Origin of the sequence: Tabrizicola sp. M-4 (assembly GCF_051132405.1) — a bacterium.
Classification (GTDB): Bacteria; Pseudomonadota; Alphaproteobacteria; order Rhodobacterales; family Rhodobacteraceae; genus Paragemmobacter.
Window position 1 is genome coordinate 2,877,846 of the sequence record NZ_CP128606.1, and the last position, 25,182, is coordinate 2,903,027.

Consider the following 25,182-nt stretch of genomic DNA (forward strand, 5'->3'; position numbering starts at 1 on the left):
GCAGTGTGCGGTACATGTTCACCTACGACATGATGGAGACGGCTCGCAACACGAATGAGTGGCTTGGGGCCACCGCTCGGGCGATGGCGTCCTATCCTGCCTTCGCCTTGTCGATGAACCCGGTGCTGCCGATGATGGCCGCATGGGGCGAAGTGACGGAACGCACCTTCGGGCGCATGGTGGCCAAGCCGGACTGGGGCATCCGCTCCATCGTCGGGCCGGATGGCACCGACCACCTCGTCGATGTGAAGACGGTGGTGGAACGCCCCTTCGGCAACCTCGTGCAGTTCTTCGTGCGCCGCCGCGCGCCGATGGCGCGGAAGATCCTGCTGGTCGCGCCGATGTCGGGGCATTATGCGACGCTGCTGCGGTCGACGGTGGCCTCGCTCTTGCCGGATGCGGATGTCTTCGTCACCGACTGGCACAATGCGCGCGACATCCCCGTTTCGGCAGGCAAGTTCGACGTGGAGGATTACACCCTCTACCTTGTGGACTTCATGCGCGCCTTGGGGCCGGATACGCATATCATCGCCGTCTGCCAGCCCGCCCCCCTGACCCTCGCCGCCACCGCCTATTTGGCGGGTGAGGACCCGGAGGCGCAGCCGCGTTCGCTGACGCTCATCGGGGGGCCGATCGACCCGGATGCCGCCGCGACCGATGTCACCGATTTCGGGCGCCGCGTGACCATGGGCCAATTGGAACAGACCGCGATCCAGCGCGTGGGGTTCAAGTACAAGGGTGCGGGGCGGCTGGTCTATCCGGGCCTTCTGCAACTGCAGAGCTTCATGTCGATGAACGCCGAACGCCATTCCAAGGCATTCGCCGAACAGATCATGCGCGTGGCGCGGGGCGAGGCATCGGATCACGATGCGCATAACCGGTTCTACGACGAATATCTCGCCGTGATGGACATGACGGCGGAATTCTACCTTTCCACCGTGGAACGCATCTTCAAGAACCGCGAGATTGCCCGGAACGAATTCACCGTCGCGGGCAAGCGGGTGGATATCGGGGCGATCACGCAGGTGGCCGTCAAGACGGTGGAAGGCGCGAATGACGACATCTCGGCCCCCGGCCAATGCATTGCGGCGCTGAAGCTGCTGACCGGATTGCCGGAGGAAAAGAAGGCAAGCCATCTGGAACCCGGCGCGGGCCATTACGGCATCTTCGCTGGCAAGTCGTGGCGTCTGAACATCCGCCCGCTGGTGTTGAACTTCATCGACGCGAATTCCGGGGAACCGCGTCCGAAGAAGGCGAAGATCAGCCTCGCGGCTTCGCAGTAACGCGCAGCATCATCGGGCCGTTCAGAAAGGCCTCCAGCGCCGCGGTCACCGCCTCGGGCTGGTCGAGCATAGGCAGGTGCCCTGCCCCGTCGATCACCTGCAACTTGCCGTGGGGCGCGAGTTGGGCCGCGAAGTCCTGTCTGCGCACGGGCACCAGCGGATCATCCGCGCCCGCGATCATCAGCAGGGGAAGATTGGCACGGCGCAGGGTCTTTTGCTGATCCGGGCGGCGCTGCAGGGCGCGGGTCTGGCGCAGGAAGGCCCCCTCGCCCAAGGTCAGCGCCATGTCGCGCACAAGAGCCATGATCTCTGCCCGCCATTCCGAGGGGGCGAAGGCCGTTTCCGGATATTCCTGCGCCACCACCTCTTTCAGGCGGCCCGCCTTGGCGGCCACGATGCGCGCCTCGCGCGCCGCGGCCGTGGCGGGGGGTTCCGACAGGGGATCGGTGGAGATCAGCACCGCCCGGCTGGCCCGGCCATTGTCACGCCGCAGGATATCCAGCGCGACATCGCCGCCAAGGCCATGCCCGATCAGGATGAAATTCGGGGGGGCCGAGGCAAGGATCGCCTCGGACATCTGTTCCACCGTCTCGCCCTGCACGGGCAGGGCGATGTGGATGGGATACTGCGCCCCCAGATGCACGATCTGCGGCAGGAAGGTGCGCGCATCGCACAAAAGGCCGGGGATCAAGAGGATCGGTTCCTTCACAATCCGCGCGCCCAATCGGTGATGATGCGGATGGTCTGCTCCGTCTGGCCGGGGGACATGATGTCGCCTGCGATGACATGGGCATAGGGATCGTCATCGCCCTGCATCTCGCGCCGTTCCACCTGTGTCGGTCCTCCCCATGCGTCGATCACGGGCGGGATGCGGGCAGGGTCGATCACCTGATCGGCGGGCGCATAGAGAAAGAGCGCCGGGGTCTTGGCCTGTGCATAATCCGCATCGCGCGCGGCGCGGATCAGGCGGGCCATTGGATAGAGCGCGGCGGTCGGGTATTCCGTGGTCCAGTGCCGCCCCTGTTCGGCATTGAGCGGGGTGAAGGACCGCGTCTCGCCCGCCACGGCTGCCCCCCAGTGTTCCACGAAGGGCGCATCGAGGATCCATTGCGCGGGCGCGTGGACGCCGAAATTGGGCGAGATCAGCACCGTGCCCGCCAGCCCTTTGTTCAATTGCGGGTCGGTCGCGGCCAGTGCGGCAAGCGTGCCCCCAGTCGAGGTGCCTATGACGATCACCCGGTCACCAAGACGTCGGCCGATGGCCATGGCCTCGGCCATGTCGAAAAGCCAGTCCTCGGCGCTGGCCTGTGCCATGGCGGCCCCGTCGCGGCCATGTCCGGCAAGGCGGGTGAAGAAGAGGTTCGCGCCAAGCGCCCTTGCCACCTCGTCCGGGACGGGGCGGATCTCGGCGGGGCTGGCAGAGAAACCGTGGACATAGACGATGGCGAAGGGGGTCTTCGCCCCCTGCTCACCCGCCCAGAGGATGCGCTTGGCGTCACCGGGGCGGATGTCCGAAAATGCCGCTTCACGCTGGGAAACATAGGCATCGACGTCGGCGGGAATGTTCGCTTCGGAAAACTCGACAGAGCGTTCCACCCCCGTGCGCGGCACCCCGAACCAAAGGGCCACCAAAGCCACGGCAAGCGCCGCGAGGAACCGCCCCAGCCATTTCCCGAAGATACGTATCACACACTCACCTCATCCACCGCCGCCGCGATCATGGCAAGGCAGGCGGGTGTTGAAAAGCGGTGATCGGCCCCCTTCACCAGCGTCAGGCGAAGATCGTCGCATTCCGCATGCTCCATCAGGCGAAGCGCCACCGCGGGGGGCACGTCGGTATCGGCCGTGCCCTGCAGGATACGCACCGGGAACGGCAGCCGCAGGGGCGCGCGCAGGACAAGGCGCTGCCGCCCCTCTTCGATCAGGCGGCGGGTGATGGGATAGCCGTCGGGCGAGTAATCGGAGGGGATCACGATCCGCCCTTCCGTCATCAGGCGCGTGCGTTCTGCCTCAGAGAACCCTGCCCACATGCTGTCTTCGGTGAAATCCGGCGCGGGGGCGATGCCGACAAGGCCCTTGACCCGCTCCGGCAGGGCGCGGGCGATCTGCAGCGCGATCCAGCCCCCCATGGAGGACCCGACGAGGACCTGCGGCCCCTCGGTCCGCGCCGCAATCACGGCGAGCGCATCCTCGAACCAGTCGCCGATGCAGCCCTCTTCGAAGGCGCCGGAGGATTGTCCGTGGCCGGAATAGTCGAAGCGCAGGAACGCGCGTCCGTGCCTTTCGGCCCAATCCTGCAGGAAGACGGCCTTTGTCCCGGTCATGTCAGACATGAAACCGCCAAGGAACACCACGCCCGGCCCCTGCCCCGGCGTCTGGACATAGGCGATGCGGCGGCCTTGGGGGGTTGTCAGATGGTCGGTCATGCGGTTCTCCGTGTTGCGACAGGACATAGGCCAGCCCGCGCCGGGATGCCACTGCCCCGGCGCAGGTTGACATTCCGCCCCCGCCCGCGCAGGAAGGCGTCACATAACCCGCAACCGGGCGTTCCGTGGGCGCCAAACCGACGAGGGAGCCGCATATGGCCCAGATTTCCCTGACATTTCCCGATGGCAACATCCGCAACTTCGACGTAGGCGTGACGCCCGCGCAGGTGGCACAGGCCATCGCGCCTTCGCTGGCCAAGGCCGCGATCTCGGCCATGGTCGACGGCCAGCACTGGGACCTGCAATGGCCGATCCACAGCGATGCCCGCATCTCGATCAACACGATGAAGGATGACGGGCCCGCGCTGGAACTGATCCGGCACGATCTGGCGCATATCATGGCGCGTGCCGTGCAGGAAATCTGGCCCGATGTGAAGGTGACCATCGGTCCGGTGCGCGATTACGGTTGGTTCTATGACTTCGACCGGGCGGAACCGTTCACGCCCGATGACCTTGGCCAGATCGAGGCCAAGATGAAGCAGATCATCAACGCCCGCGATCCCGTGCGGACGGAAATCTGGTCCCGCGCAGATGCGTTGGCCTATTACGAAAGCCGGGGCGAGCCCTACAAGGTGGAACTGGTCCACAAGATCCCCGAGGATCAGGACCTGCGCATGTATTGGCACGGGGATTGGCAGGATCTGTGCCGTGGCCCGCATTTCCAGCATACGGGGCAGGTGCCTGCGGATGCGTTCAAGCTGACTCATGTGGCGGGGGCCTATTGGCTGGGCGATGCGTCCCGCCCGATGCTGCAACGCATCTATGGCGTGGCCTTCAAGAACCGCGACGATCTGAAGGCCCATATGACCATGCTGGAAGAGGCCGCCAAGCGCGACCACCGCAAGCTTGGCCGCGAGATGAACCTGTTCCACATGCAGGAAGAGGCGCCGGGGCAGATCTTCTGGCACCCGAACGGGTGGACCATCTACACGACACTGCAAGACTACATGCGCCGCCAGCAGCGTCGGGATGGCTATGTCGAGGTGAACACTCCCCAAGTGGTGAACCGCAAGCTGTGGGAAGCTTCCGGCCACTGGGAAAACTACCGTGAGAACATGTTCATCGTGGAGGTGGACGAGGAAGGCGCCCGGGAAAAGGTCGTCAACGCGCTGAAACCCATGAACTGCCCCTGCCATGTGCAGATCTTCAACGTGGGCCTGAAATCCTATCGCGACCTGCCGATCCGCATGGCGGAATTCGGATCCTGCGCGCGTTATGAACCGTCCGGCGCGCTGCATGGGATCATGCGGGTGCGCGGATTTACGCAGGATGACGCGCATGTCTTCTGCACGCTGGATCAGGTGGAAGCGGAATCGAAGAAATTCATCGAGTTTCTGGCGAAAATCTATTCCGACCTCGGCTTCGACAAATGGCGCGTAAAACTTTCCACCCGGCCCGAGAAGCGCGTTGGATCGGACGAGATCTGGGACAAGATGGAGGCGGCGCTGGCCAATGCCTGCATGGCCGCCGGATACCCCTATGAGCTTTTCCCCGGCGAGGGGGCCTTCTATGCGCCCAAGCTGGAATTCGTGCTGACCGATGCCATCGGGCGCGATTGGCAATGCGGGACGCTGCAGTTGGACCCCAACCTGCCAGAGCGGCTCGACGCAAGCTACATCGGCGAGGACGGCGCGAAGCACCGCCCCTTCATGCTGCACCGCGCCTGCCTTGGATCGTTTGAACGGTTCATCGGCATCCTGATCGAGAACCACGCCGGCAAGCTGCCCTTCTGGCTGGCGCCGCGTCAGGTGGTCGTCGCCTCGATCGTGTCGGATGCCGATCCCTTCGTGGAAGAGGTCGTGACGGCGCTGACCCTTGCGGGGGTGCGGGCCGAGGCGGATATGCGGAACGAGAAGATCAACTACAAGGTGCGTGAGCACTCTGTGGGCAAGGTTCCGGTCATCCTTGCCATCGGGATGAAAGAAGTGGAGGAGCGCACCGTTTCCGTCCGACGTCTGGGTGAGACGCGGACCGAGACGATGACGCTGGAGGCCATCGTGGCCGAGCTATCCGCCGCTGCCCTGCCGCCCGACATGCGCTGAGCGCCGGGTCGGAAAATCGGACGGAAAGGCACCTTCGGGTGCCTTTTCCTTTTGGCGCCCCTGATTCGCGTCCTGCCCGAAAAAGCGCCACATCCGGGATTTCCCCCTTGTTTCATTGGGTTGCACGCCCTGCGGCGGCGACGGAATCACGCTTGATTTTCAACGGCGCTTTGGCATGATTTTCCAAGTGACGACAGACTTCTGCCGCCCCTCCTGCGACGCACAGGCAAGTGGATTAAGGAAGACCTGGATTGCACGGCCTGACGGCAATCTCGCCGCAGGGGGGTAGTTGAAGGAGAAGCGGAATGCCGACGGGCACCGTGAAATGGTTCAATACGACAAAGGGTTACGGGTTCATCGCGCCGGATGATGGGGGCAAGGATGTTTTTGTCCATATCTCGGCGGTGGAGCGGGCTGGGCTCAAGGGGCTGAACGACAACCAGAAGATCGCCTATGAGCTGCAGTCGGGTCGGGATGGCCGGGCTTCGGCGAGTGATCTGAAGCTGCTTTGATCCGCGCAACCCATTGAAAGAGAAGGCCCGTCCCCGTGGCGGGCCTTTTCCTTACAGGAGTTTCGCCTGTACCGCCTCGTCCCAGCCGAGGTGCCAGTCGGCACCGTTGCGGATGACGGGGCGCTTCATCACCGTGGGTTGGGCGGCGATCTGCGCCTCGGGGTCGGAGGCCTTGAGGAAATCGTTGAAGGCGCGGTAGGTGGTGGAGGATCGGTTGATCACCCGGTCGCCGAATTCCTGAACGATTTCAGAGATTTCCGCATCGCTGAGCGGCTGAGCCCGCACGTCGCGGAAGGTCACCTCATGCCCTGCCGCCTGCAGCGCCTTCTGCGCCTTCTTGCAGGTGTCGCAGGTCGGAATGCCGTAAAGGATCATGGTTCTTTGCCCCTGTCATCGCCTGTACCGAAACCCGTGCCGCATTCTGTACCGCAAACTGTGCATACGCAACGAACGCCCGCTTTGCCAGTGGTTAACCCCTTACGGCCCGACCAGCGCCCGCGTGATCGCCACCCCGCCCCAAGCCGAGAGCGCCGTCAGCAGCGTGCCCCAGAGCGTATCGGTCGCCACCATCTGCCAGTGCCAGTCTTTCATGATGGCATAGGAGGTGAACTCGTATGTGCCATAGGCCATGGCCCCGATGATCGCCGCCGGGAGCAGCACGGGCGCCCCTGTCCGCAGTGCGGGGAGGGAGACGAGGTAGAGCAGTCCCGCGACATAGGCGAGGTAGAAGGCCGCCGCCGGGACGAGGCGGATGTTCTCCAGCATCAACGCGCCGATATGCCGGTCGAAGAGCGGCTTCATCACGAGGGTCAGCATGATCGCGTCCAGGATGAGGAAGATGGCGGCGGTGGAGAGGTAGAGGACGGCGAGTTGCATGGGGCGGCTCCTTGTGGAGCGGGGAGATAGCGCGGGGACGGGTGGGGGAAAGGGGTTGTTAACCAAAGGGTGTCAGGGTGGGTGGACAGACCGGTTTCGACCGTCGGACACGATCGGTGTCACACTATTCTAGTCACGCTCACTATTCTCCCTAAAGATCTCGGCTACCCGCTTCTTCGTCGGAATCTTGAAGACCGTCTCAGTCAAATCACGAAGAACTGAAAGGGAGAAGACGACACAGGCAACTCCAATGGAGTTGAAGAATGCGTGCTGTTCTTCGCTGGAAGCGAAAACAGGCTTTAGCACAACCGCAAAAAAGGCAATTAGAAAAACAACGACTAACGATACGGCCGATTGTTTTAGAGACACTCGAGATCGTACGAACTTCGCTTCTGTTTCATCTTCTAGCTTGTTTAGGTGTAAGAATATGCTGACTGTTGATGCGTTACCCACTGCAGTAGGCTCTGTTGCACAAATCGCTTGTGAGGATTCATGTTGTGAATCCAGCGTGATAGCTGGGGTACATGAGCAGACCCACAGCCCCAACCTACAAGACCCGGAACTGGCCAGCCTACAACAAGGCGCTGAAGCGCCGCGGCTCGCTGACGATCTGGTTCGATCCCGCCATGACGTGGGAGGCCGCGCCGACCGGCAAGCGCGGGCGGCAGCCCGACTACAGCGACGCCGCCATTCAGACCTGTCTGACGATGAAGGTTCTATTTGGCATGGCGCTTCGCCAGACGACCGGGTTCGTTGAGAGCCTGTTGCAACTGATCGGCCTGAACTGGGCAGTTCCGGATTTCAGTACGCTGTCACGGCGCCAGAAGACCCTGCAGGTGAACATCGCCTACCGCGGGTCAGACGGTCCCTTGCACCTGCTGGTCGACAGCACGGGCATCAAGGTCGAAGGGGAAGGCGAGTGGAACGCCCGTAAGCATGGTGGCAAGAAGCGACGTGTGTGGCGCAAGATTCACGTCGGGATTGATGAGAAATCTCTGGAAATCCGGGCGGCCGAGTTCACGACCAGCGACGTGGGCGATGCGCCCATGCTCCCCGAGTTGCTTGACCAGATCCCGCCCGACCAGGAGATCGCGACCGTCACCGCCGATGGCGCCTTCGACACCCGCAAATGCCACGACGCCATCGCCGACCGGGGTGCCGCCGCCATCATCCCGCCGCGGAAGAACGCCAAACCTTGGAAACCTGACACCGTCGGTGCAATCGCACGCAATGAAATCCTGCGCACATCAAAACGCGTCGGACGAACCATCTGGCGACGATGGAGCGGCTATCACCGCCGAAGTCGTGCAGAGACCAAGATGCACTGCGTCAAGCTCTTGGGGCAGCGGCTATCCGCTCGGGACTTCGACCGTCAGGTCGCGGAGTTCCAGGTCCGTGTCGCCGTCCTCAACGGCTTCACCGCGCTCGGCATCCCCGTCACGGAAGCCGTGGGATGAGTCTGTCCGGGGTAAGGGGAACCTTGGCCTTCAGCTGATTTGTGCAACAGAGCCACTGCAGTAATGAAACCCAAAACCGCAAGAATGTCCGCATCCATGAAATCCCTAAGGAACTGGTTTCCAGTATCAGACAAAAATGAAGGATGCCGAAGTGAAACAGCGACGAGTACGCCGCAAAAGAATAGAAAGAGAACCCATGGGGCTCCCTTACCCACGACCCAAAACCTTCTTTGCGATTTGTTCGATCATATCGTTGGAAGCCTCGTCGAGATCGGCCTTAGGAACGCTCTCAACAGTTGCGCGAGTCTCAGAAGAATAGCGCTTTCCATCTCGATTGCGCGCCTTAATCCTCCCTGCGCCCCGCCCCGCATACTTCACGCCAGATTTAATGATATCATTATCAGTGGTTACTCCGTTCTTTGCTCGAAAGGTGACATCAACCTGCTCGGTTCCTGTCTTTCGCCCAGTCGACCTCAGGTCTTTCTCAAGGTCTCCTTGGGGGTCCCACATATTTGGAACCGCAAACTCAAACCTGATGAATGAAAGGACCTTTCCACTTTCTTCGGCAAACTTCCAAAAATCGGTTTCGTCGAAAATCAATTCTGGAATGACACTGTAAGATGCATCGTCTCGTCCGTTTATGTGATCAAAGAGTGCCTTTGCAAGGGCTCTCGGACGCCCAAGCACATCATTCTCAATCGCCATTTTTTGACCATCGTCGTGGTGCCTCGGATCAAGAAACAAGTACGCGCCCTGCCAGAATTCATCAACCTTCTCTGCTCCGCCCTCGTTCGGTGAGTCATGGAAGGAATGTGGCTTCTTTCCTTGGATCAGGCCAAACACCAATTCGTTGGTGACACCCTTGGGAACCCATACAAGTTCCTTTCCACCCCACCCAGAAAATTCGAACCTTTCAGACAGGGATAATCTCAGCCACTGTTCACGTGAACCGCGAAATGATGTGAGGGTTGGCTGCCTATGCTCAACAAGACTTAAATGGAAAATGCTAAAGGTTCGATCTTCGTTCATTTTAACAGCACCTTACAAGAAAACCCACTAGGAGTGTTGACCAAAAGACCACGTCGGTCAACGCCCACACTACCTCACCCACTCCCGCAACAAACACCCCGGCCCATCCCCCCGCAGCCGCCGTTCATAGATCACCCGCCACTCCCGCTCGTCGAAGGCCGGAAAGAACGCATCCGCCCCCTCCACCTCCACATCGACCTCCGTCACCAGAAGCCGATGCGCCAGCGGCAGCAGCGCCTCGTAGACGGAACTCCCCCCGATCCCGTAGATGCGGGCATACCCCGCCTCCGCCGCCATCGCGACCGCCTCCTGCGGCGTGGGGGCGGTGGTCTCCCACACCGATGCATCGCGGGTGACGACGATGTTCAGGCGGTTCTTCAGCGGCTTGAAGGGCAGGCTCTCCCATGTGCGCCGCCCCATGATGACCGCGCCCCCGGTCGTCTCGCGCTGAAACGCGGCGAGGTCTTCGGGCGCGTGCCAGGGGATCGTGTTCCCCTTGCCGATGGCCCCGTTGCGGGCGCGGGCGACGATGAGGGTCAGCATCACACGGCCACCGGGGCCTTGATGGCGGGATGGGGGTCGTAGCCCGCAATCTCGAAATCCTCATACCGGAAATCGAAGAGCGAGGTCACGGGGCGGGTGATGCGCAAGGTGGGCAGGGGCCGGGGGTCGCGGGCGAGTTGGGTTTTCACCTGCTCCATATGGTTGGAGTAGATATGCGCGTCGCCGATGGAGTGGATGAAATCGCCCGGCTCATACCCCGTGACATGGGCCAGCATGACGAGGAGGAGGGCGTAGGAGGCGATGTTGAAGGGCACGCCGAGGAACATGTCGGCGCTGCGCTGGTAGAGTTGCAGGTGGAGCTTGCCGCCGAGGATGCGGACCTGCCACATCGTATGGCAGGGGGGCAGCGCCATCTGCGGCACGTCGGGCGGGTTCCAGGCGGAGACGATCAGGCGGCGCGAGTCGGGGCTGCGGCGGATCATGTCGAGCAGCGTCTCGATCTGGTCCACCCCGCCGAAATCGCGCCACTGGCGGCCGTAGACGGGGCCGAGATCGCCGTTCTCATCCGCCCATTCGTCCCAGATCGTGACGCCATTGTCGTTGAGATAGCGGATGTTCGTGTCGCCCTGCAGGAACCAGAGGAGTTCGTGGATGATGGATTTGATGTGCAGCTTCTTGGTGGTGACGAGGGGGAAGCCGTCGGCAAGGGGATAGCGGCATTGCAGGCCGAAATGGCTGATCGTGCCCGTTCCGGTGCGGTCGGAGGAGGGGATGCCTTCGGCAAGGACGGTGCGGAGCGCGTCGTGATATTGCTGCATGGGCCTGATCGTGGTTCATGAGTCGGGGGACACTATATCTTGCGGTGGCGCTGCGGGCGACCGGCTGTGTACTGTGGCGGGGAAGAAAAAGCGAAGGAGGAATGCGATGGGCATTCGGTATCTGCATACGATGGTGAGGGTTCTGGATCTGGAGAAGTCGATCGCCTTCTACCGGCTGTTGGGGCTGGAGGAGACGCGGCGCTATGACAATGAGGGGGGGCGGTTCACGCTGGTCTTCATGGCGCCTCCGGGGCAGCCGGACTGCCCGGTGGAGTTGACCTATAACTGGGACGGGGATGAGGGGCTGCCGAGCGACAGCCGCCATTTCGGGCATCTGGCCTATGAGGTGGATGACATCCACGCGATCTGCGCGCATCTGCAGGCGAATGGCGTGGTGATCAACCGCCCACCACGGGATGGGCGGATGGCCTTCGTGCGGAGCCCGGACAACATCTCTATCGAGTTGCTGCAGAGGGGCGGCGCGCTGGAGCCGGTGGAGCCGTGGAAGAGCATGGCGAGCGTCGGGCATTGGTGAGGCATGGCGGGGGGACGGGCGTCCCCCCGCACCCCCTGGCGCCTTGGTCCGGGGCGTGGCGAAGGGTGTCGGCGCAGGATGGGTATTTGGGCCGAGACGAAAGGGCGGTCAGAAGGTCCAGCGGGTGAGGATGTCGGGGCCGCAGGGGATGGTTTCCGAAAGGGTTGGGCGCGGGGCATCCTTCAGGGTCTGGAGGCCGAGGGGGCCTAGGACGGGGATGCCATCGGCGCCGATCAGGCAGCCTGCCTGAAAGAGGGCGAGGTCATCGACGAGCCGCGCGCGGATGAGGGCGGCGGCGAATTGGCCGCCTGCCTCGATCAGGATGCGGGTGAGGCCCTGAGCGGCGAGGAGGCGGAAGGTTTCGGTGAGGTTCAGGTGGGGGCCTTCGGTGGGGCAGGCGATCAGCCTTACGCCGGAGGCGGCCCATGCGGCGCGGGCCGGTTCGGGGGCGGCGGGGCCGTGGAGGACCCAGACGGGATGGTCTTTGGCGCTGCGGGCGAGGCGGCTGTCGGGCGGGGTCTTGAGGTGGCTGTCGGCCAGCAGGCGCAGGGGTTGATGGGTGGCACCCATGTCGCGCGCCGTCAGGTCGGGGTCGTCGGCGATGGCGGTGGCCGATGAGGTCAGCACCGCGTCATGGGTCATGCGCATCAGGTGGACGCGGCGGCGGGCCTGCGGGCCCGTGATCCAGCGGCTTTCGCCGGTGGCGGTGGCGATGCGACCGTCCAGCGTGGCGGCGAGTTTCAGGGTGACGAAGGGGATGCCTTGGGTGATGCGCTTGAGGAAGCCTGCCTGAAGCTGCCTTGCGCGTGCCTCGCAGAGGCCCTCGGTGACCGCGATGCCGCCCGCGCGGAGGATGGCATGGCCCTGCCCCGAGACGCGGGGATCGGGGTCGGTGAGCGCGGTGCAGACGCGTGACAGGCCCGCCGAGACCAAGGCTTCGGCGCAGGGGGGTGTTCTGCCGTGATGGGCGCAGGGTTCCAGCGTGACATAGGCCGTGGCCCCGCGCGCGCCCTGCCCCGCCTGATCCAGTGCCATGCGTTCGGCATGGGGGCGACCGCCCGGCTGAGTCCAGCCGCGCCCGATGACGCGGCCCGCCTTCACGATCACGCAGCCCACGGCCGGATTGGGCCATGTGCGCCCGAGCCCCCGCGCCGCCAGCGCGAGGGCGTGGGACATATGGACCTCGTCCTCGGTCACATGCGGCCCGTCACTCGTCGGGCGAGGCGCCGGGGCGCAGTTCGCTGACGAATTTGTCGAAATCGTCGGCGGCCTGGAAGTTCTTGTAGACCGAGGCGAAGCGCACATAGGCCACGGTATCGATCCGGGCGAGGGATTCCATAACGATCTCGCCGATCACCTTGGACTGGATATCCGTCTCGCCAAGGCTTTCCAGCCGCCGCACGATGCCCGAGATCATCTGGTCGATGCGATCTGGGTCGATCGGGCGCTTCTGCATCGCGATGCGGATGGAGCGTTCCAGCTTTGCCCGGTCGAAATCCTCGCGCTTGCCCGAGGATTTGATCACCACGAGATCACGGAGCTGCACCCGTTCATAGGTGGTGAAACGCCCCCCGCAGGCCGGGCAGAAGCGCCGGCGGCGGATGGAGACATGGTCTTCGGCGGGACGGCTGTCCTTCACCTGGGTGTCGATATTGCCGCAGAATGGGCAGCGCATGGCCCCCTCCTTGCTTGTTATGGTTTATGCCTGCCTCATGCCGGGGTGTTCCCCCCGGTTTGGCCCAAACTATAGGGGCGGGGGCGAGGTTTCGGCTAGGGGGAAGTTAACGGCCCCATATGCGGGGGGCGTGATGTGTGGCGGCGGGGACTCAGGGGGCGGCTCTCTGGGGTGGAACCGGAGTAGGGCGGGGTTCACCCCGCCGCGCGGGTCAATAGTGGTAGCGAGTTTATCCTCGCTTCAGTTTTTCACTTCCAAGACGATCTCCGCAAGAATGCGGTCGACGTCCTCCAAAACAGTCTCGATCTGGTCGGCCCAGTCGGTGAGTTCCCCTTGGAGTTCGGAACTCCACCGCAGGAGGTCAGCTATGAACTCTTGTTCCTTTAGAGACGAGGCAGAATAAGCCAATGCAGCATCGCGCAGCGCATCAATACGATCGAGTTGCATTTCGATCTTGATCACGAGGGTATCTAGACGGAGTTTGCCCTTTTCGACTTTGTGCTCAAGCTTGCGGAAAGCAGCTTCGGATTTTGAGCCGGAACTGAACGTACCGAGTTCGTAGTTGATATCGATACGTATCGCCTTAATCGCTTCGCGCAGTGGCAAACATTCCTCACCGCACTTCTTGAGCTTCTTTGCTAGGCTAGAAAGTGGATGAACCATTACAGTACCTAAACGAAGTATACTTCACGAACAGAAAGGCGCCCTGTAGGGCGCCCTTTCCACTCACTGATCCAGGAAACTCCGCAACTTCCTGCTCCGCGACGGATGCTTCAGCTTCCGCAGCGCCTTCGCCTCGATCTGGCGGATGCGTTCCCGCGTCACGCTGAACTGCTGGCCCACTTCTTCCAGCGTGTGGTCGGTGTTCATGCCGATCCCGAAGCGCATCCGAAGGACGCGTTCCTCGCGCGGGGTGAGGCTGGCCAGAACGCGCGTCGTGGTTTCCTTTAGGTTTTCCTGAATGGCGCTGTCGAGGGGCAGGATGGCGTTCTTGTCCTCGATGAAATCGCCAAGCTGGCTGTCTTCCTCGTCCCCGATGGGGGTTTCGAGCGAAATCGGCTCCTTGGCGATCTTCATCACCTTGCGGACCTTTTCCAGCGGCATCTGCAGCTTTTCGGCCAGTTCCTCGGGCGTGGGTTCGCGGCCGATCTCGTGCAGCATCTGGCGGCCGGTGCGGACCAGTTTGTTGATCGTTTCGATCATGTGGACCGGAATACGGATCGTGCGCGCCTGATCGGCGATGGAACGGGTGATGGCCTGACGGATCCACCATGTCGCGTAGGTGGAGAACTTATAGCCACGGCGGTATTCGAATTTATCAACCGCCTTCATCAGGCCGATGTTGCCTTCCTGGATCAGGTCAAGGAACTGCAACCCGCGGTTCGTGTATTTCTTGGCAATCGAGATGACCAGACGAAGGTTGGCTTCCACCATCTCCTTCTTGGCCTGCCGCGCCTCTTTCTCGCCCTTCTGGACCTGATTGACGATGCGGCGGAATTCGGAAATGTCGACCCCGATATACTGGCCGACCTGCGCCATCTCGGCGCGCAATTCCTCGACCTTGTCGCGCGACTTCTCCATCAGCGCCTGCCAGCCGCGGCCCGCCTTGGCGGCCATGCGGTCCAGCCATGTCGGGTCAAGCTCATAGCCCTGATATTCGTCGATGAATTCGCGGCGGTTGATCCGCGCGGCATCGGCCAGTTTCACCATGCCGGAATTGATCGACATGATGCGCTTGTTGATCCCGTAAAGCTGGTCGATCAGCGCCTCGATCCGGTTGTTGTGCAGGTGCAGCGCGTTGACCAGCGTGACGATTTCCGACCGCAGCTTCTGATAGGCGGCCTCGTCGGCGGCGGAGTAGCTGGCGGTTTCGGACAGGGTGGCCGACATGCGGCGGTCCTGCATCTGCGCCAGTTTCGCGTAGTCGCGCGCGATGATCTCCAGCGTTTCCAGCACCTTGGGCTTCAGCGCGGCTTCCATCGCGGCGAGCGACATGTTGGAGGCCTCGTCATCCTCGTCCTCTTCCTCGGCGCGCATGATGGGGTTGCCATCGGCGTCGAGTTCCGGCTCGGAGGACCCGCCCGCGGCACGGCGGGGGGCGGCGGCGGCGACATCGACATCGTCCAGAACCGGGCCGTCCATCTCGTCATCGCCATCGAGCGAGCGGCCGAAGGTGGCTTCGAGGTCGATGACGTCGCGCAGCAGGATCTCTTCGTTCAGGAGTTCGTCGCGCCAGATGGTGATGGCCTGAAAGGTGAGCGGGCTTTCGCAGAGGCCCGCGATCATCGTGTTGCGGCCCGCCTCGATCCGCTTGGCGATGGCGATCTCGCCCTCGCGGGACAGAAGTTCGACGGAGCCCATCTCGCGCAGATACATGCGGACGGGGTCATCGGTGCGGTCCAGCGTCTCGGTCGTTGCGCCGACAAGGGCCACTTCGCGCGAGGTGGAGGTTTCCACCAGTTCGCCGCCTGCCTCGCCCTCTTCGGCCTCTTCGTCCTCGATGACGTTGATGCCCATTTCCGAGAGCATCGACATGACGTCTTCGATCTGCTCCGACGATGCCTGATCCGGCGGCAGCACCGAATTGAGCTGGTCATAGGTGATGTAGCCGCGCTCGCGCGCATCGGCGATCATCTTCTTCACCGCGGCCTGGCTCATGTCGAGCGAGACGTCGGCCTCCTGCTCGTCGGGCTTGGCGTCGTCAGTGTCTTTGAGTGCCATGTGGTCTCCTCGGGGCGCACGGGGATGGTCGGGCGAATCAATTCTGCGTCTGTCGAATCAATAACGCGAATCATTCTGGGCGAAAGGGTGCGAACGGTGATTCTTTTGCTGACGGAAGGCTAATGCCTGCGGTTGGGGCGTTCGAAACGGATGCTGTCGAACACCTTGCGGGCCTCTTCCAACTCCTCCTTGTCGAGGGCGACGCCGTTGGGGGAAATCACGGCCTCGCCCGTCTTGTCCTGCGGGCCGCGCTGCGCCTCGGCCCTTGCTTCGTTGGCCTTGGCGATGCGCCATGTCAGGCCTTCATCGGCCACGCCTTCGATATCCAGCGCCGCCTCCTCGATCTCGCGCCGGCGGCCGCGTTCGGCCTGAAGAATGAACAGATCCTGCGCGACGGCGAATTCCGCCTTTTCGGTATCGGACGCATTCAGGATCGCGGGCGCGTTGCGGACATGGGGATGCGACAGGAGCGCGTCAAGCACCGCAGGGGCGGCGGCGGCGATTTCGGCGCGGGGATCGGGCGCATCGGCATGGGTGAGGAGGAGGTTGCGCAGCAGGGCATGGTCCTCGCCCGTGCAGTCCAGCGTTTCCAGCGCGGATTCGAACTGCCGGATCAGGCCGGGATGGATGACCAGCGTGGCAAGGATCACCGCCTCGCGCAGGCGTTCCTCCACCGGGGCGGTGGCGGAGCCGAGCAGCGAGGCGCGCGTGCTGGGCAGCGGCGCGATGGGCTGGAGGGGCGCGAAGCGGCCCCCTGCCCTGCCCTGACCGCGCGGGGTGTAGGGGCGGAAGGGCTGGGCGTTCTGGCCGAAAAGCTCCAGCCGCAGGCGTTTGATATCCTCGCCGTAATGGGCACGGATCGAGGGATCGGCGATCTTCTTCAGCGCCGCGCGGAGGGTCTTGTCGAGGGCTGCCTTGCGTTCGGGGCTGTCGAAGACGCGGCCTTCGGTTTCCCTGCGCCACAGCAGGTTGACCATGGGTTGGGCCGCGTCCAGCACCTTCTGCATGGCTGGCGCCCCCTGCGCCTTGATCAGGTCGTCCGGGTCCATCCCCTGCGGCAGGATGGCGAAGCGCAGGCCTTTTCCAGCCTCCAGAAGCGGCAGCGCGAGGTCGATGACGCGCAACGCGGCGCGGAATCCGGCCGTATCGCCATCCAGCGCGATGATCGGCTCGTCATGGATGCGCCAGAGAAGGCGAAGCTGATCCTCGGTCACCGCCGTGCCGAGGGGGGCCACGGTGGCGCGGAAGCCGGCCTCGGACAGCGCGATCACGTCCATGTAGCCTTCGGCCACGATCAGCGGCAGGCCCTTTCCCGCCGCCTCGCGCGCGGGGGCCTGATTGTAGAGGTTGCGGCCCTTGTCGAAGAGTTCCGTCTCGGGACCGTTGAGGTATTTGGCGGGATCGTTCGGCGACATTGCTCGTCCGCCAAGACTAATTGCCCGCCCACGGGCGTCCCTAATAGGGAAGATTATTCTGTTACGAAAGCGGTCGTAGGGTCCACGGCGCGGGTCATCTGATTTCGCGCATAGCCCTGCATCAACGAGAAGCTCCGGCGAAATGCCCTTTTGCGTCATGGCAGTTAGCAGGCCATGCCAGCCATCCGGCGCGAAGCCGATATCCCAACGATCCTGTGCAGGCGGCGGCAGGCGGCGCTTGTCCAGATAGGCGCGCGCCTCGGCGGCGGCGGAGGTCTTCAATTGCAGGCGGAACCATTTCACCGCTTCTTCCATCACCTGCGCCAATAGGGTGCGGCGGTCGGCCTTCTCGGCCGCCTTCGGGTCGCGGGCGGGCATCTGCATCCCGGCCTCGCGCGCAAGGATTTCGACCGCCTCCATGAAGGAGACATTGTCGTTCTCCTTGATGAAGGTGACGGCATCGCCCTTCGCGTGGCAGCCGAAGCAGTAGTAGAAGCCCTTCCGGTCATCGACATGGAAGGAGGCGGATTTTTCCTGATGGAAGGGGCAAGGCGCCCACCAGTCGCCCTTGGCCATGTTGGACTTGCGCATGTCCCATGTGACTTTGCGCCCCACAACTTGGCTGAGGGACACGCGGGTGCGGAGTTCGTCGAGGAATCCGGGTGGCAGGGACATGGGTCCTATATCGGGCGCAGGGGGGCGGCTGTCCAGTCACCAAGCGGACGGCGCATGCGCGCCGAAGCCTTTTCTCCCCACCCCCGGCTTGCGCCGGGTGCGGGGCCCGTTCAGGGGGCGTTCCGCCCCCTCTTGGCCTTGCGGCCAATTCACCCCCTGAGGGTATTTGGGCCGAGACGAAGGGGAAGGGTCTTCGTTTCGGGAAAAATACCCTGGGGGTCCGGGGGCAAGGCCCCCGGGTGCCGGAAATCCCGCGCGCCCGTCAGGATGACTTGGCGCGGGCCTCCAGCACCTCCAGCGCCTCGGCCAATTCAGCCCATGCGGTGCGGGCCATGGAGCGGAAGACCATCACCTCGAAAGCATCCGGTGCAGGACGGGAGAGGATCGCCTGCATGTGGTTCAGGGGCGCGCGGGTGGCCCGGCCAACCGGGAAGGCCGCAAGCCGGAGGTCGAGCGGCACGGGCCGCATCAGCGCATCCGCTGCAGCCGGGCCGGAAAGGCTGAGGATCGCCCAGCCGTCGGATTGATCGGTCAGAGCCGCGTGATCGGACAGACCGGGGGGGGCATCGGCCCCGATGAGGAAGGCCATGTCGCGGCCGCTCCAGATCAGGCGGGTGCTTCCGTTCGAGGCTTGCATCCCCGGTGCCGGAAAGGCCAGCCCCAGCGGCGCGAGGATCGCGTCCACCTGGGGCGTCCGGCCCGGATAGGGCGCGACGGAGGTGATGCGCGCCCCCTGCCCCTCGGCCAGAACGGTGCCCTGACGGGTGACCGGGGCAAAGCCCGACAGGGCGCTTTTCGCGATGAGGTCAGGCACGGAGTTTCACTCCTTCCTTGTCGTGGAAGACGGGATCGGTGACTTCTGCCAGCGCGTCGATCTTGCGCAGGTGATCGACAACGCGGATCGTCTCGCCATGCCGCGCGCGGCCGTTGCGCAGGAAGGCCAGCCCCAGATGCGCCTCCAGCGTGGGCGACCAGCAGACGGAGGTGACATAGCCCTGATCGGTTTCGCGATGCACCTTTTCGCCCGGCACGAAGAGATGCGCCCCCGCGGCCAGCGGCAGCCGCGCCTTCAGCCCCACGAGTTGATCCCGTTCGGGCCCTACCATCCCCGGACGCGCCGCCGCAGCCTTGCCGATGCAATCCTTCTTGGCGCTGACCATCTTTTCCATGCCGATGTCGAAGGCCGTCGTCCGCCCGTGGATTTCCGCATGGGTGATGAAACCCTTCTCGATCCGGAGGACGTTCAGCGCCTCCATCCCGTAGGGGCCGCCGCCCATGGTTTCGGCTCGGGCCAGCAGGTCACGGAAGAGTGCCTCGCCATAGCGGGTGGGCACGGCGATTTCATAACCTTCCTCGCCCGAGAAGGAGATGCGGAAGAGGCGGGCGGCGACGCTGCCGATGCGGATGTCGGTGACGCCCATGAAGGGGAGATCCGGTATCTCGCCCAGCAGAGTGGCCAGAAGCGCCCGCGCCTTGGGCCCCGCCACGGCGAATTGTGCCCAGCTTTCGGTGACTGAGATGAACCGCAGGTCCCACCCGGCACAGAAGGCCTGATGCACGAAATCCAGATGCCGCACCACCAGACCCGCCGCCGCCGTGGTGGTGGTCATCAGGTAATGATACTCCCCCAGCCGCGCCGTCGTGCCGTCGTCCAGCACATGACCATCCTCGCGCAGCATCAGGCCATAGCGGACGCGCCCCACGGGCAGGGTGGAGAAGGTGTTGGTGTAGACGAGGTCGAGGAAGCGGGCGGCATCCCGTCCCTGTATGTCGATCTTGCCGAGGGTCGACACATCCGCCACCCCGACCGTTTCCCGCACCATCCGCGTCTCGCGGTTGCAGGCTTCGAGCCATGTCTTCTCGCCCGGCTTGGGGAAGTAGCTGGGGCGATACCACAGCCCCGCCTCGATCATCGGCGCGCCCCGGTCGCGGCTGGCCTGATCGGACGTCAGGAAGCGCTGCGGCGCGAAGCCAACCCCGCGCCCCCCCGCGCCCATCGCGGCGATGGAGGTGGGGACATATGGCGGGCGGAAGGTCGTCGTCCCCGTCTCGGGGATCGCGCGGCCCGTCACGTCGGCCAGCACGGCCAAGGCGCCCAGGTTGGAGTTCTTGCCCTGATCCGGGGCCATGCCTTGCGTCGTGTAGCGCTTCATATGTTCCACGCTGCGGAAATTCTCCTGCGCGGACAGCTTCACGTCTTTGGTCGTCACGTCATTGGCGAAGTCGAGCCATTGCCGACCCTCGGCCCCTTCCGTCTCCCAGAAGGGCGTGATCGAATAGGGCGCATCCTCGGCCACCGGGACAGCGATATCCGGCCCAGTCTTGCCCAGCGCCGCCAGCGCCGCCTTCGCCGCCTCCACCCCGTCGCGCAGGCAGGCGGTGGTGGAGAAGGACCCGTTGCAGGCCCCCGCAGGCGTCAGCTTCGGGACGGCATTCGCCGCAGGCACGAAGGCCGCGATGTCGTCGCGCCAGACGGGGCGGCCGTTCATGTGGCAGGTCAGGTGGACTGTGGGGTTCCAGCCGCCGGAAACGCCCAGCGTGTCCACCTCCAGCGTCGCCTCGCCGCCTGCATGGCGGAAGCGGATGGAACTCAGGCCCAACCGCGCCGCCGTCCCCGTGATCCGCGCGTTCAGATAGACGGGGCAGTCCTCCACCGCCCCCGCATCGGGGCGCGTGTCGAGGATCGCCACCACTTTCACCCCCGCCGCCATCAGGTCGCGCGCCGTGGCGCGGGCGGCGTCGTTGTTGGCGATCAGGGCGACGCGGCTCCCCGGCACGACGCCGTAGCGGTGGAGATAGCTGCGCAGGGCCGAGGCCAGCATGATCCCCGGACGGTCATTGTCGGGGAAGGCCAAGGGACGCTCCAAGGCGCCTGCCGCCAGCACCGTCTGCCGCGCCACGATGCGCCAGAAACATTCGCGCGGCAGATGCGGCGCGGGGGCGCGGTGCAGGCCCACCCGCTCCAGCGCGCCATAGGTGCCGTCGTCATAGGCCCCGGTCACCGTGGTGCGCGTCATCAGCCGGACATTGGGCATGGCGCGCAACTCGGCCAGCATGGCATCGACCCATTCCGCCCCCGGCTGCCCGTCGACGCGGATATTGTCCGAGATGACGCGCCCGCCCATACGGGCATCCTCTTCGGCGAGGATCACATCCGCCCCCGCCTGCGCAGCGGTCAGCGCGGCCATCAGTCCCGTAGGCCCCGCCCCCACGACCAGCAGGTCGCAAAAGGCCCATGCCTTTTCGTACTGCGCCTCGTCATGCTTGCCCGACAGGCTGCCCAAGCCCGCCGCGCGGCGGATGAACGGCTCGTATAGCTTTTCCCAGAAGGGGCGCGGCCACATGAAGGTCTTGTAGTAGAACCCAGCGGAGAAGAAGGGCGAAAGGCGGTCATTCACCCCCATCAGGTCGAACCGCAACGAGGGGAAACGGTTCTGGCTGCGCGCTGCCAGCCCGTCGAAGAGTTCCTGCATGGTGGCGCGGACATTCGGGGTCTGCTGGTTGCCCTCGACGATCTCCACCATCGCGTTGGGCTCTTCGCTGCCTGCGGTCAGGATGCCGCGCGGGCGGTGATATTTGAAGCTGCGCCCCACCAGCCGCACGTCATTGGCAAGCAGGGCCGAGGCCAGCGTATCGCCGACGAAACCCTGATAGGCCCTGCCGTCGAAGGTGAAGGTGACGGGCTTGCTGCGGTCGATCAGACCCTTGCCTTCCAGCCTCATGCCGCACCGCCTTTCCGGTCGGCGACCAGTTCGATGCCGTGGATTTCATGGGTCACCGTGTCCCGGGTGACGATCAGCCAACTGGAACAGCCCATGTCGTGATACCACAGGTCGCGCGTCAGCCCGGCGGGGTTGTCGCGGTTGTGAAGGTAGTCGTCCCATGCCTGCGGCGGCGCATCGGGTGCGGGGCGGTTCAGGTAATCCTCCGCCCCGTAGTAATAGAACTCGCGGCGGTCGCGTTCCCCGCAAAGCGGACAGGTCAGGCGCATATCTTTCCCCGTAGGTTCTTCCGGCCCACCTTGCAAAGGGGCGCTGCCCCTCGGCCTTCGGCCTCACCCCGGGGTATTTGGGCCAAGACGAAGACAGGCTGCTTCGTTTCGGAACAAATACCCCCGCCGGAGGCGAAGGTCGGGCAAAGGCGCAGGTGCGGAAGGAAGGTCATGGTCAGTGCAGGTTGTGCTGGCTTCCGGTGCCTTCCTCGTCGAGGATATGGCCGGTCGCGAAACGGTTCAGCTTGAAGCGGGTGGCGACGGGGTGGCTTTCGCCGGTCGCCATCAGATGGGCCATGCAGAAGCCGGAGGCGGGCACGGCCTTGAACCCCCCGTAGTTCCAGCCGCAATCGACGAAGAGGCCGTCGATATGCGTCTTGTCGATGATGGGCGACCCGTCGGGCGACATGTCCATGATGCCCCCCCATGAGCGCAGCACCTTGGCACGCCCGATCATCGGCATCAGCGTCATGCCCGCCTCCATCACATGCTCCACCATCGGCAGGTTGCCGCGCGAGGCGTAGCTTGCGTAGAAGTCCAGATCGCCGCCGAAGACGAGACCGCCCTTGTCGGACTGGCTGATGTAGAAATGGCCCATGCCGAAGCTGATCACGTGGTCGATCACGGGCTTCAGCCCTTCCGTCACGAAGGCCTGCAGGATGTGGGACTCGATCGGCAGGCGCATCCCGGCCATGGCGGCGACCTGGCTTGACCGCCCCGCCACGACCATCCCCACCTTCTTCGCCTTGATCGCGCCGCGCGTCGTCTGCACGCCGACCACGCGACCGCCCTCGATGTCGATCCCCGTCACTTCGCAATTCTGGATCAGGTCCACGCCGCGCTGGTCGGCCCCCCGCGCATAGCCCCATGCCACCGCGTCATGCCGCGCCGTGCCGCCGCGCGGGTGGTAGAGGCCGCCATAGATCGGGAAGCGCGTCTGTTCGAAATCCAGATAGGGCAGCATCTCGCGCACGCCCTCGCGGTCCAGCAGGATCGCGTCGTCGCCCTGATTGATCATCGAATTGCCGCGCCGGACGAAGGCGTCGCGCTGGCCGTCGGAATGGAACAGGTTGATGAGGCCGCGCTGCGAATGCATGACGTTGTAGTTCAGGTCGAGTTCCAACCCTTCCCACAGTTTCATCGAATGGGAATAGAACTCCGAATTCCCCGGCAGGAAGTAGTTGGCGCGCACGATCGTGGTGTTCCGCCCGATATTGCCCGAGCCGAGATAGCCCTTCTCCAGCACGGCGATATTGGTCATGCCGTGGTTCTTGGCGAGGTAATAGGCCGTCGACAGCCCATGCCCACCGCCGCCGATGATGATCGCGTCATATTCCGCCTTGGGCGCCGGGTCGCGCCATGCGGGTTTCCAGCCCTTGTTGCCGAAAAGCCCTTCGGTGATGACCTTTAGCCCAGAATAGCGCATCCCATCCGTCCCGTTGGCAGCAGCCTGCCCAGCAAAGCGTTGCGGGGCGGAGGATGCAACCCCCGCCCCGCAAAGCCATTGCCGCCCGCGACAGGATAATGTCGCTTTTCGGAAGCGCCCGTAGGGTCTGCGGTTCCGCGCCCCGGCGCGGGTTCGCGCGCCCGTGGCGTCACAGCCCCTTGGACCGGTAGGTCTGCGCCACCCGCCCGATGGATACGATATAGGCTGCCGTGCGCAGATCCTCGACATCGCCGCGCCCGTGCCAGACCTCGCGCATCGCTTGATAGGCGGTGCGCATCGTGTCATCGAGGCCCGACCGCACCAGCGCCAACTCGTCCGACCCGGTCAGGAATTTCTCCTTGAAATCCGGGGCGAGCGACCAGCCCAGCCCCTTGTCGGCGCTGAGCCGTTCCAACTCCTCGACGATCAGGCGGGAGCGTGCCTCCTCAGCGCGGCGCTGCATCCGGCCAAAGCGGATATGCGACAGGTTCTTGACCCATTCGAAGTAGGACACGGTCACACCGCCCGCATTGGCATACATGTCGGGGATGATGACCACACCCTTCTGGCGCAGGATTTCGTCCGCGCCGAAGGTGATGGGGCCGTTCGCCGCCTCGATGATCAGCGGGGCCGAGATGCGGGCGGCGTTGCCCTGATGGATCACCCCTTCCATCGCGGCCGGGATCAGGATGTCGCAGGGCTTTTCCAGCACCGCCGCGCCATCGGCCACGTATTCCGCGCCGGGGAAACCCTTCAGCCCGCCGGTCGCCACCATGTGGGCGCGCACGGCCTCCACCTCCAGCCCGGAGTCGAGGATCAGCGCGCCATCGCGTTCGATGATGGCGGTGATCTTCACCCCGTCCTCCTCGGAAAGGAATTTCGCGGCGTGATAGCCCACATTGCCCAGGCCCTGCACCACGGCGCGCTTGCCGTCCAACGTGCCGGACAGGCCCGCGGCGGTGACATCCTCCTTGTGGCGGAAGAATTCGCGCAGGGCGAATTGCACGCCGCGCCCCGTCGCCTCCACCCGGCCCTGAATCCCGCCGGCATGCGGCGGCTTTCCGGTCACGCAGGCCTTGGCGTTGATGTCGGTCGTGTTCATCCGCGCATACTGGTCGGCGATCCATGCCATCTCCCGCTCGCCCGTGCCCATGTCGGGGGCGGGGACGTTCTGGGCGGGGTGGATCAGGTCGCGCTTGATCAGTTCATAGGCGAAGCGGCGGGTGATCTGTTCCAGTTCATGTTCGTCCCAGACGCGCGGGTCGATGCACAGCCCGCCCTTCGATCCGCCGAAGGGCGTTTCGACCAGCGCGCATTTGTAGGTCATTAGTGCGGCCAGCGCCTCCACCTCGTCCTGACTTACCGACAAGGCATAGCGGATGCCGCCCTTCACCGGTTCCATATGTTCGGAATGGACGGAGCGGTAGCCGGTGAAGGTTTCGATCTTGCCGCGCAGCCGCACGCCGAAGCGCACGGTATAGGTGGAGTTGCAGACCCGGATCTTGTTCTCCAGCCCCGGAGACAGGTCCATCAGCCGCACCGCGCGGTTGAACATCAGGTCGACGCTGTCCCGAAAGCTGGGTTCGCCGGAATGCTTCATGCCATCCTCCCTTTTGCGCCGGAAAGGGGGGCGCAGCCCCGTGACGGCGCCTCCACGCCGGATCCCTTGCGGGCAGATGCTAGGACGGTCGTTTTGACAGGGATTTAACTGCCCTGCCCCCGATCCGGGAAAACGCC

Annotated in this window: 23 protein-coding genes; 5 read left to right on the forward strand and 18 right to left on the reverse strand. The window is 64.1% G+C overall.

Features of this window, described 5'->3' with window-relative positions; genetic code table 11:
• The first annotated feature begins 5 nt into the window (after window positions 1–5).
• A complete protein-coding gene (gene phaZ, locus TabM4_RS14080) occupies window positions 6–1,283 on the forward strand; it encodes a polyhydroxyalkanoate depolymerase (RefSeq protein WP_434613548.1) in 1,278 nt (425 codons plus the stop codon).
• Here the strand turns inward: phaZ and TabM4_RS14085 are convergent.
• The 3 genes from TabM4_RS14085 to TabM4_RS14095 are packed head-to-tail and all read right to left on the reverse strand — an operon-like array spanning window position 1,261 to window position 3,709.
• On the reverse strand, window positions 1,261–1,992 hold the full coding sequence (locus TabM4_RS14085) for an alpha/beta fold hydrolase (RefSeq protein WP_434613551.1): 732 nt from the start codon (window positions 1,990–1,992) through the stop codon (window positions 1,261–1,263). The genes phaZ and TabM4_RS14085 overlap by 23 nt on opposite strands.
• The gene (locus tag TabM4_RS14090; RefSeq protein ID WP_434613554.1) at window positions 1,989–2,972 is read right to left on the reverse strand and encodes an alpha/beta hydrolase; all 984 of its coding nucleotides are present in this window, start codon (window positions 2,970–2,972) and stop codon (window positions 1,989–1,991) included. The genes TabM4_RS14085 and TabM4_RS14090 overlap by 4 nt, the downstream gene beginning before the upstream one ends.
• A complete protein-coding gene (locus TabM4_RS14095; protein ID WP_434613556.1) occupies window positions 2,969–3,709 on the reverse strand; it encodes an alpha/beta hydrolase in 741 nt (246 codons plus the stop codon). The genes TabM4_RS14090 and TabM4_RS14095 overlap by 4 nt, the downstream gene beginning before the upstream one ends.
• 155 nt (window positions 3,710–3,864) lie before the next feature.
• On the opposite strand from TabM4_RS14095, the gene thrS reads away from it, so the two are divergent.
• Both thrS and TabM4_RS14105 read left to right on the forward strand, forming a co-directional pair.
• Window positions 3,865–5,811, forward strand: a complete 1,947-nt coding sequence (gene thrS / locus TabM4_RS14100; RefSeq protein ID WP_434613559.1) for a threonine--tRNA ligase — start codon at window positions 3,865–3,867, stop codon at window positions 5,809–5,811.
• Between the two features lie 305 nt (window positions 5,812–6,116).
• A complete protein-coding gene (locus tag TabM4_RS14105; RefSeq protein WP_281469380.1) occupies window positions 6,117–6,323 on the forward strand; it encodes a cold shock domain-containing protein in 207 nt (68 codons plus the stop codon).
• Between the two features lie 51 nt (window positions 6,324–6,374).
• On the opposite strand, the gene TabM4_RS14110 is transcribed toward TabM4_RS14105, so the two are convergent.
• Both TabM4_RS14110 and TabM4_RS14115 read right to left on the reverse strand, forming a co-directional pair.
• Entirely contained in the window at window positions 6,375–6,698 is a 324-nt protein-coding gene (locus TabM4_RS14110; protein ID WP_434613563.1) for an arsenate reductase family protein, read from the reverse strand.
• Between the two features lie 102 nt (window positions 6,699–6,800).
• Complete coding sequence (locus TabM4_RS14115) at window positions 6,801–7,199, reverse strand: DUF2177 family protein (protein WP_434613565.1); 399 nt, start codon at window positions 7,197–7,199, stop codon at window positions 6,801–6,803.
• Window positions 7,200–7,723: 524 nt separating this feature from the next.
• On the opposite strand from TabM4_RS14115, the gene TabM4_RS14120 reads away from it, so the two are divergent.
• A complete protein-coding gene (locus TabM4_RS14120) occupies window positions 7,724–8,656 on the forward strand; it encodes an IS5 family transposase (protein ID WP_434613568.1) in 933 nt (310 codons plus the stop codon).
• 207 nt (window positions 8,657–8,863) lie between these two features.
• Here the strand turns inward: TabM4_RS14120 and TabM4_RS14125 are convergent, their stop codons facing one another.
• The 3 genes from TabM4_RS14125 to TabM4_RS14135 all read right to left on the reverse strand — a co-directional run bounded on the left by TabM4_RS14125 (window position 8,864) and on the right by TabM4_RS14135 (window position 11,007).
• Window positions 8,864–9,685, reverse strand: coding sequence for a hypothetical protein (locus TabM4_RS14125; RefSeq protein ID WP_434613571.1), 822 nt, complete (start codon window positions 9,683–9,685; stop codon window positions 8,864–8,866).
• 69 nt (window positions 9,686–9,754) lie between these two features.
• Window positions 9,755–10,228: a dihydrofolate reductase gene (locus TabM4_RS14130; protein WP_434613574.1), complete on the reverse strand. Its 474-nt coding sequence runs from the start codon at window positions 10,226–10,228 to the stop codon at window positions 9,755–9,757.
• Window positions 10,228–11,007, reverse strand: a complete 780-nt coding sequence (locus tag TabM4_RS14135; protein WP_434613577.1) for a thymidylate synthase — start codon at window positions 11,005–11,007, stop codon at window positions 10,228–10,230. The genes TabM4_RS14130 and TabM4_RS14135 overlap by 1 nt, the downstream gene beginning before the upstream one ends.
• A 106-nt stretch (window positions 11,008–11,113) precedes the next feature.
• Between TabM4_RS14135 and TabM4_RS14140 the strand changes: the two genes are divergently transcribed.
• Complete coding sequence (locus TabM4_RS14140) at window positions 11,114–11,542, forward strand: VOC family protein (protein ID WP_434613580.1); 429 nt, start codon at window positions 11,114–11,116, stop codon at window positions 11,540–11,542.
• A gap of 108 nt (window positions 11,543–11,650) precedes the next feature.
• On the opposite strand, the gene ribD is transcribed toward TabM4_RS14140, so the two are convergent.
• The 10 genes from ribD to TabM4_RS14190 all read right to left on the reverse strand — a co-directional run bounded on the left by ribD (window position 11,651) and on the right by TabM4_RS14190 (window position 25,045).
• The gene (gene ribD, locus TabM4_RS14145) at window positions 11,651–12,739 is read right to left on the reverse strand and encodes a bifunctional diaminohydroxyphosphoribosylaminopyrimidine deaminase/5-amino-6-(5-phosphoribosylamino)uracil reductase RibD (RefSeq protein WP_434613583.1); all 1,089 of its coding nucleotides are present in this window, start codon (window positions 12,737–12,739) and stop codon (window positions 11,651–11,653) included.
• Between the two features lie 10 nt (window positions 12,740–12,749).
• Window positions 12,750–13,217, reverse strand: a complete 468-nt coding sequence (nrdR, locus tag TabM4_RS14150; RefSeq protein WP_281469391.1) for a transcriptional regulator NrdR — start codon at window positions 13,215–13,217, stop codon at window positions 12,750–12,752.
• Between the two features lie 240 nt (window positions 13,218–13,457).
• The gene (locus tag TabM4_RS14155) at window positions 13,458–13,880 is read right to left on the reverse strand and encodes a hypothetical protein (RefSeq protein ID WP_434613586.1); all 423 of its coding nucleotides are present in this window, start codon (window positions 13,878–13,880) and stop codon (window positions 13,458–13,460) included.
• Between the two features lie 63 nt (window positions 13,881–13,943).
• Window positions 13,944–15,938 (reverse strand): RNA polymerase sigma factor RpoD, encoded by a 1,995-nt coding sequence (rpoD, locus tag TabM4_RS14160; protein ID WP_434613588.1) that lies wholly within the window; start codon window positions 15,936–15,938, stop codon window positions 13,944–13,946.
• 119 nt (window positions 15,939–16,057) lie between these two features.
• Window positions 16,058–18,028 carry a DNA primase gene (gene dnaG, locus TabM4_RS14165; protein WP_434613591.1) on the reverse strand — a complete coding sequence of 657 codons (1,971 nt, stop codon included), beginning with the start codon at window positions 18,026–18,028 and terminating at the stop codon, window positions 16,058–16,060.
• Between the two features lie 262 nt (window positions 18,029–18,290).
• Window positions 18,291–18,842, reverse strand: coding sequence for a sarcosine oxidase subunit gamma (locus TabM4_RS14170; RefSeq protein WP_434613593.1), 552 nt, complete (start codon window positions 18,840–18,842; stop codon window positions 18,291–18,293).
• Complete coding sequence (locus TabM4_RS14175; RefSeq protein WP_434613596.1) at window positions 18,835–21,750, reverse strand: sarcosine oxidase subunit alpha family protein; 2,916 nt, start codon at window positions 21,748–21,750, stop codon at window positions 18,835–18,837. The genes TabM4_RS14170 and TabM4_RS14175 overlap by 8 nt, the downstream gene beginning before the upstream one ends.
• Window positions 21,747–22,019, reverse strand: a complete 273-nt coding sequence (locus TabM4_RS14180) for a sarcosine oxidase subunit delta (protein WP_434613603.1) — start codon at window positions 22,017–22,019, stop codon at window positions 21,747–21,749. The genes TabM4_RS14175 and TabM4_RS14180 overlap by 4 nt, the downstream gene beginning before the upstream one ends.
• Window positions 22,020–22,194: 175 nt before the next feature.
• Window positions 22,195–23,445 carry a sarcosine oxidase subunit beta family protein gene (locus TabM4_RS14185; RefSeq protein WP_434613606.1) on the reverse strand — a complete coding sequence of 417 codons (1,251 nt, stop codon included), beginning with the start codon at window positions 23,443–23,445 and terminating at the stop codon, window positions 22,195–22,197.
• 169 nt (window positions 23,446–23,614) lie between these two features.
• Window positions 23,615–25,045 (reverse strand): Glu/Leu/Phe/Val family dehydrogenase, encoded by a 1,431-nt coding sequence (locus tag TabM4_RS14190; RefSeq protein ID WP_434613609.1) that lies wholly within the window; start codon window positions 25,043–25,045, stop codon window positions 23,615–23,617.
• Between the last annotated feature and the right edge of the window lie 137 nt (window positions 25,046–25,182).

Excerpts from the sequence above, each read along its gene's own strand:
- TabM4_RS14095 (WP_434613556.1), bottom strand. The coding sequence starts at position 3,709 with ATGACCGACCATCTGACAACCCCCCAAGGCCGCCGCATCGCCTATGTC.
- thrS (WP_434613559.1), top strand. The coding sequence starts at position 3,865 with ATGGCCCAGATTTCCCTGACATTTCCCGATGGCAACATCCGCAACTTC.
- TabM4_RS14105 (WP_281469380.1), top strand. The coding sequence starts at position 6,117 with ATGCCGACGGGCACCGTGAAATGGTTCAATACGACAAAGGGTTACGGG.
- TabM4_RS14110 (WP_434613563.1), bottom strand. The coding sequence starts at position 6,698 with ATGATCCTTTACGGCATTCCGACCTGCGACACCTGCAAGAAGGCGCAG.
- TabM4_RS14115 (WP_434613565.1), bottom strand. The coding sequence starts at position 7,199 with ATGCAACTCGCCGTCCTCTACCTCTCCACCGCCGCCATCTTCCTCATC.
- TabM4_RS14120 (WP_434613568.1), top strand. The coding sequence starts at position 7,724 with ATGAGCAGACCCACAGCCCCAACCTACAAGACCCGGAACTGGCCAGCC.
- TabM4_RS14125 (WP_434613571.1), bottom strand. The coding sequence starts at position 9,685 with ATGAACGAAGATCGAACCTTTAGCATTTTCCATTTAAGTCTTGTTGAG.
- TabM4_RS14130 (WP_434613574.1), bottom strand. The coding sequence starts at position 10,228 with ATGCTGACCCTCATCGTCGCCCGCGCCCGCAACGGGGCCATCGGCAAG.
- TabM4_RS14135 (WP_434613577.1), bottom strand. The coding sequence starts at position 11,007 with ATGCAGCAATATCACGACGCGCTCCGCACCGTCCTTGCCGAAGGCATC.
- TabM4_RS14140 (WP_434613580.1), top strand. The coding sequence starts at position 11,114 with ATGGGCATTCGGTATCTGCATACGATGGTGAGGGTTCTGGATCTGGAG.
- nrdR (WP_281469391.1), bottom strand. The coding sequence starts at position 13,217 with ATGCGCTGCCCATTCTGCGGCAATATCGACACCCAGGTGAAGGACAGC.
- TabM4_RS14155 (WP_434613586.1), bottom strand. The coding sequence starts at position 13,880 with ATGGTTCATCCACTTTCTAGCCTAGCAAAGAAGCTCAAGAAGTGCGGT.
- rpoD (WP_434613588.1), bottom strand. The coding sequence starts at position 15,938 with ATGGCACTCAAAGACACTGACGACGCCAAGCCCGACGAGCAGGAGGCC.
- dnaG (WP_434613591.1), bottom strand. The coding sequence starts at position 18,028 with ATGTCCCTGCCACCCGGATTCCTCGACGAACTCCGCACCCGCGTGTCC.
- TabM4_RS14175 (WP_434613596.1), bottom strand. The coding sequence starts at position 21,750 with ATGAGGCTGGAAGGCAAGGGTCTGATCGACCGCAGCAAGCCCGTCACC.
- TabM4_RS14180 (WP_434613603.1), bottom strand. The coding sequence starts at position 22,019 with ATGCGCCTGACCTGTCCGCTTTGCGGGGAACGCGACCGCCGCGAGTTC.
- TabM4_RS14185 (WP_434613606.1), bottom strand. The coding sequence starts at position 23,445 with ATGCGCTATTCTGGGCTAAAGGTCATCACCGAAGGGCTTTTCGGCAAC.
- TabM4_RS14190 (WP_434613609.1), bottom strand. The coding sequence starts at position 25,045 with ATGAAGCATTCCGGCGAACCCAGCTTTCGGGACAGCGTCGACCTGATG.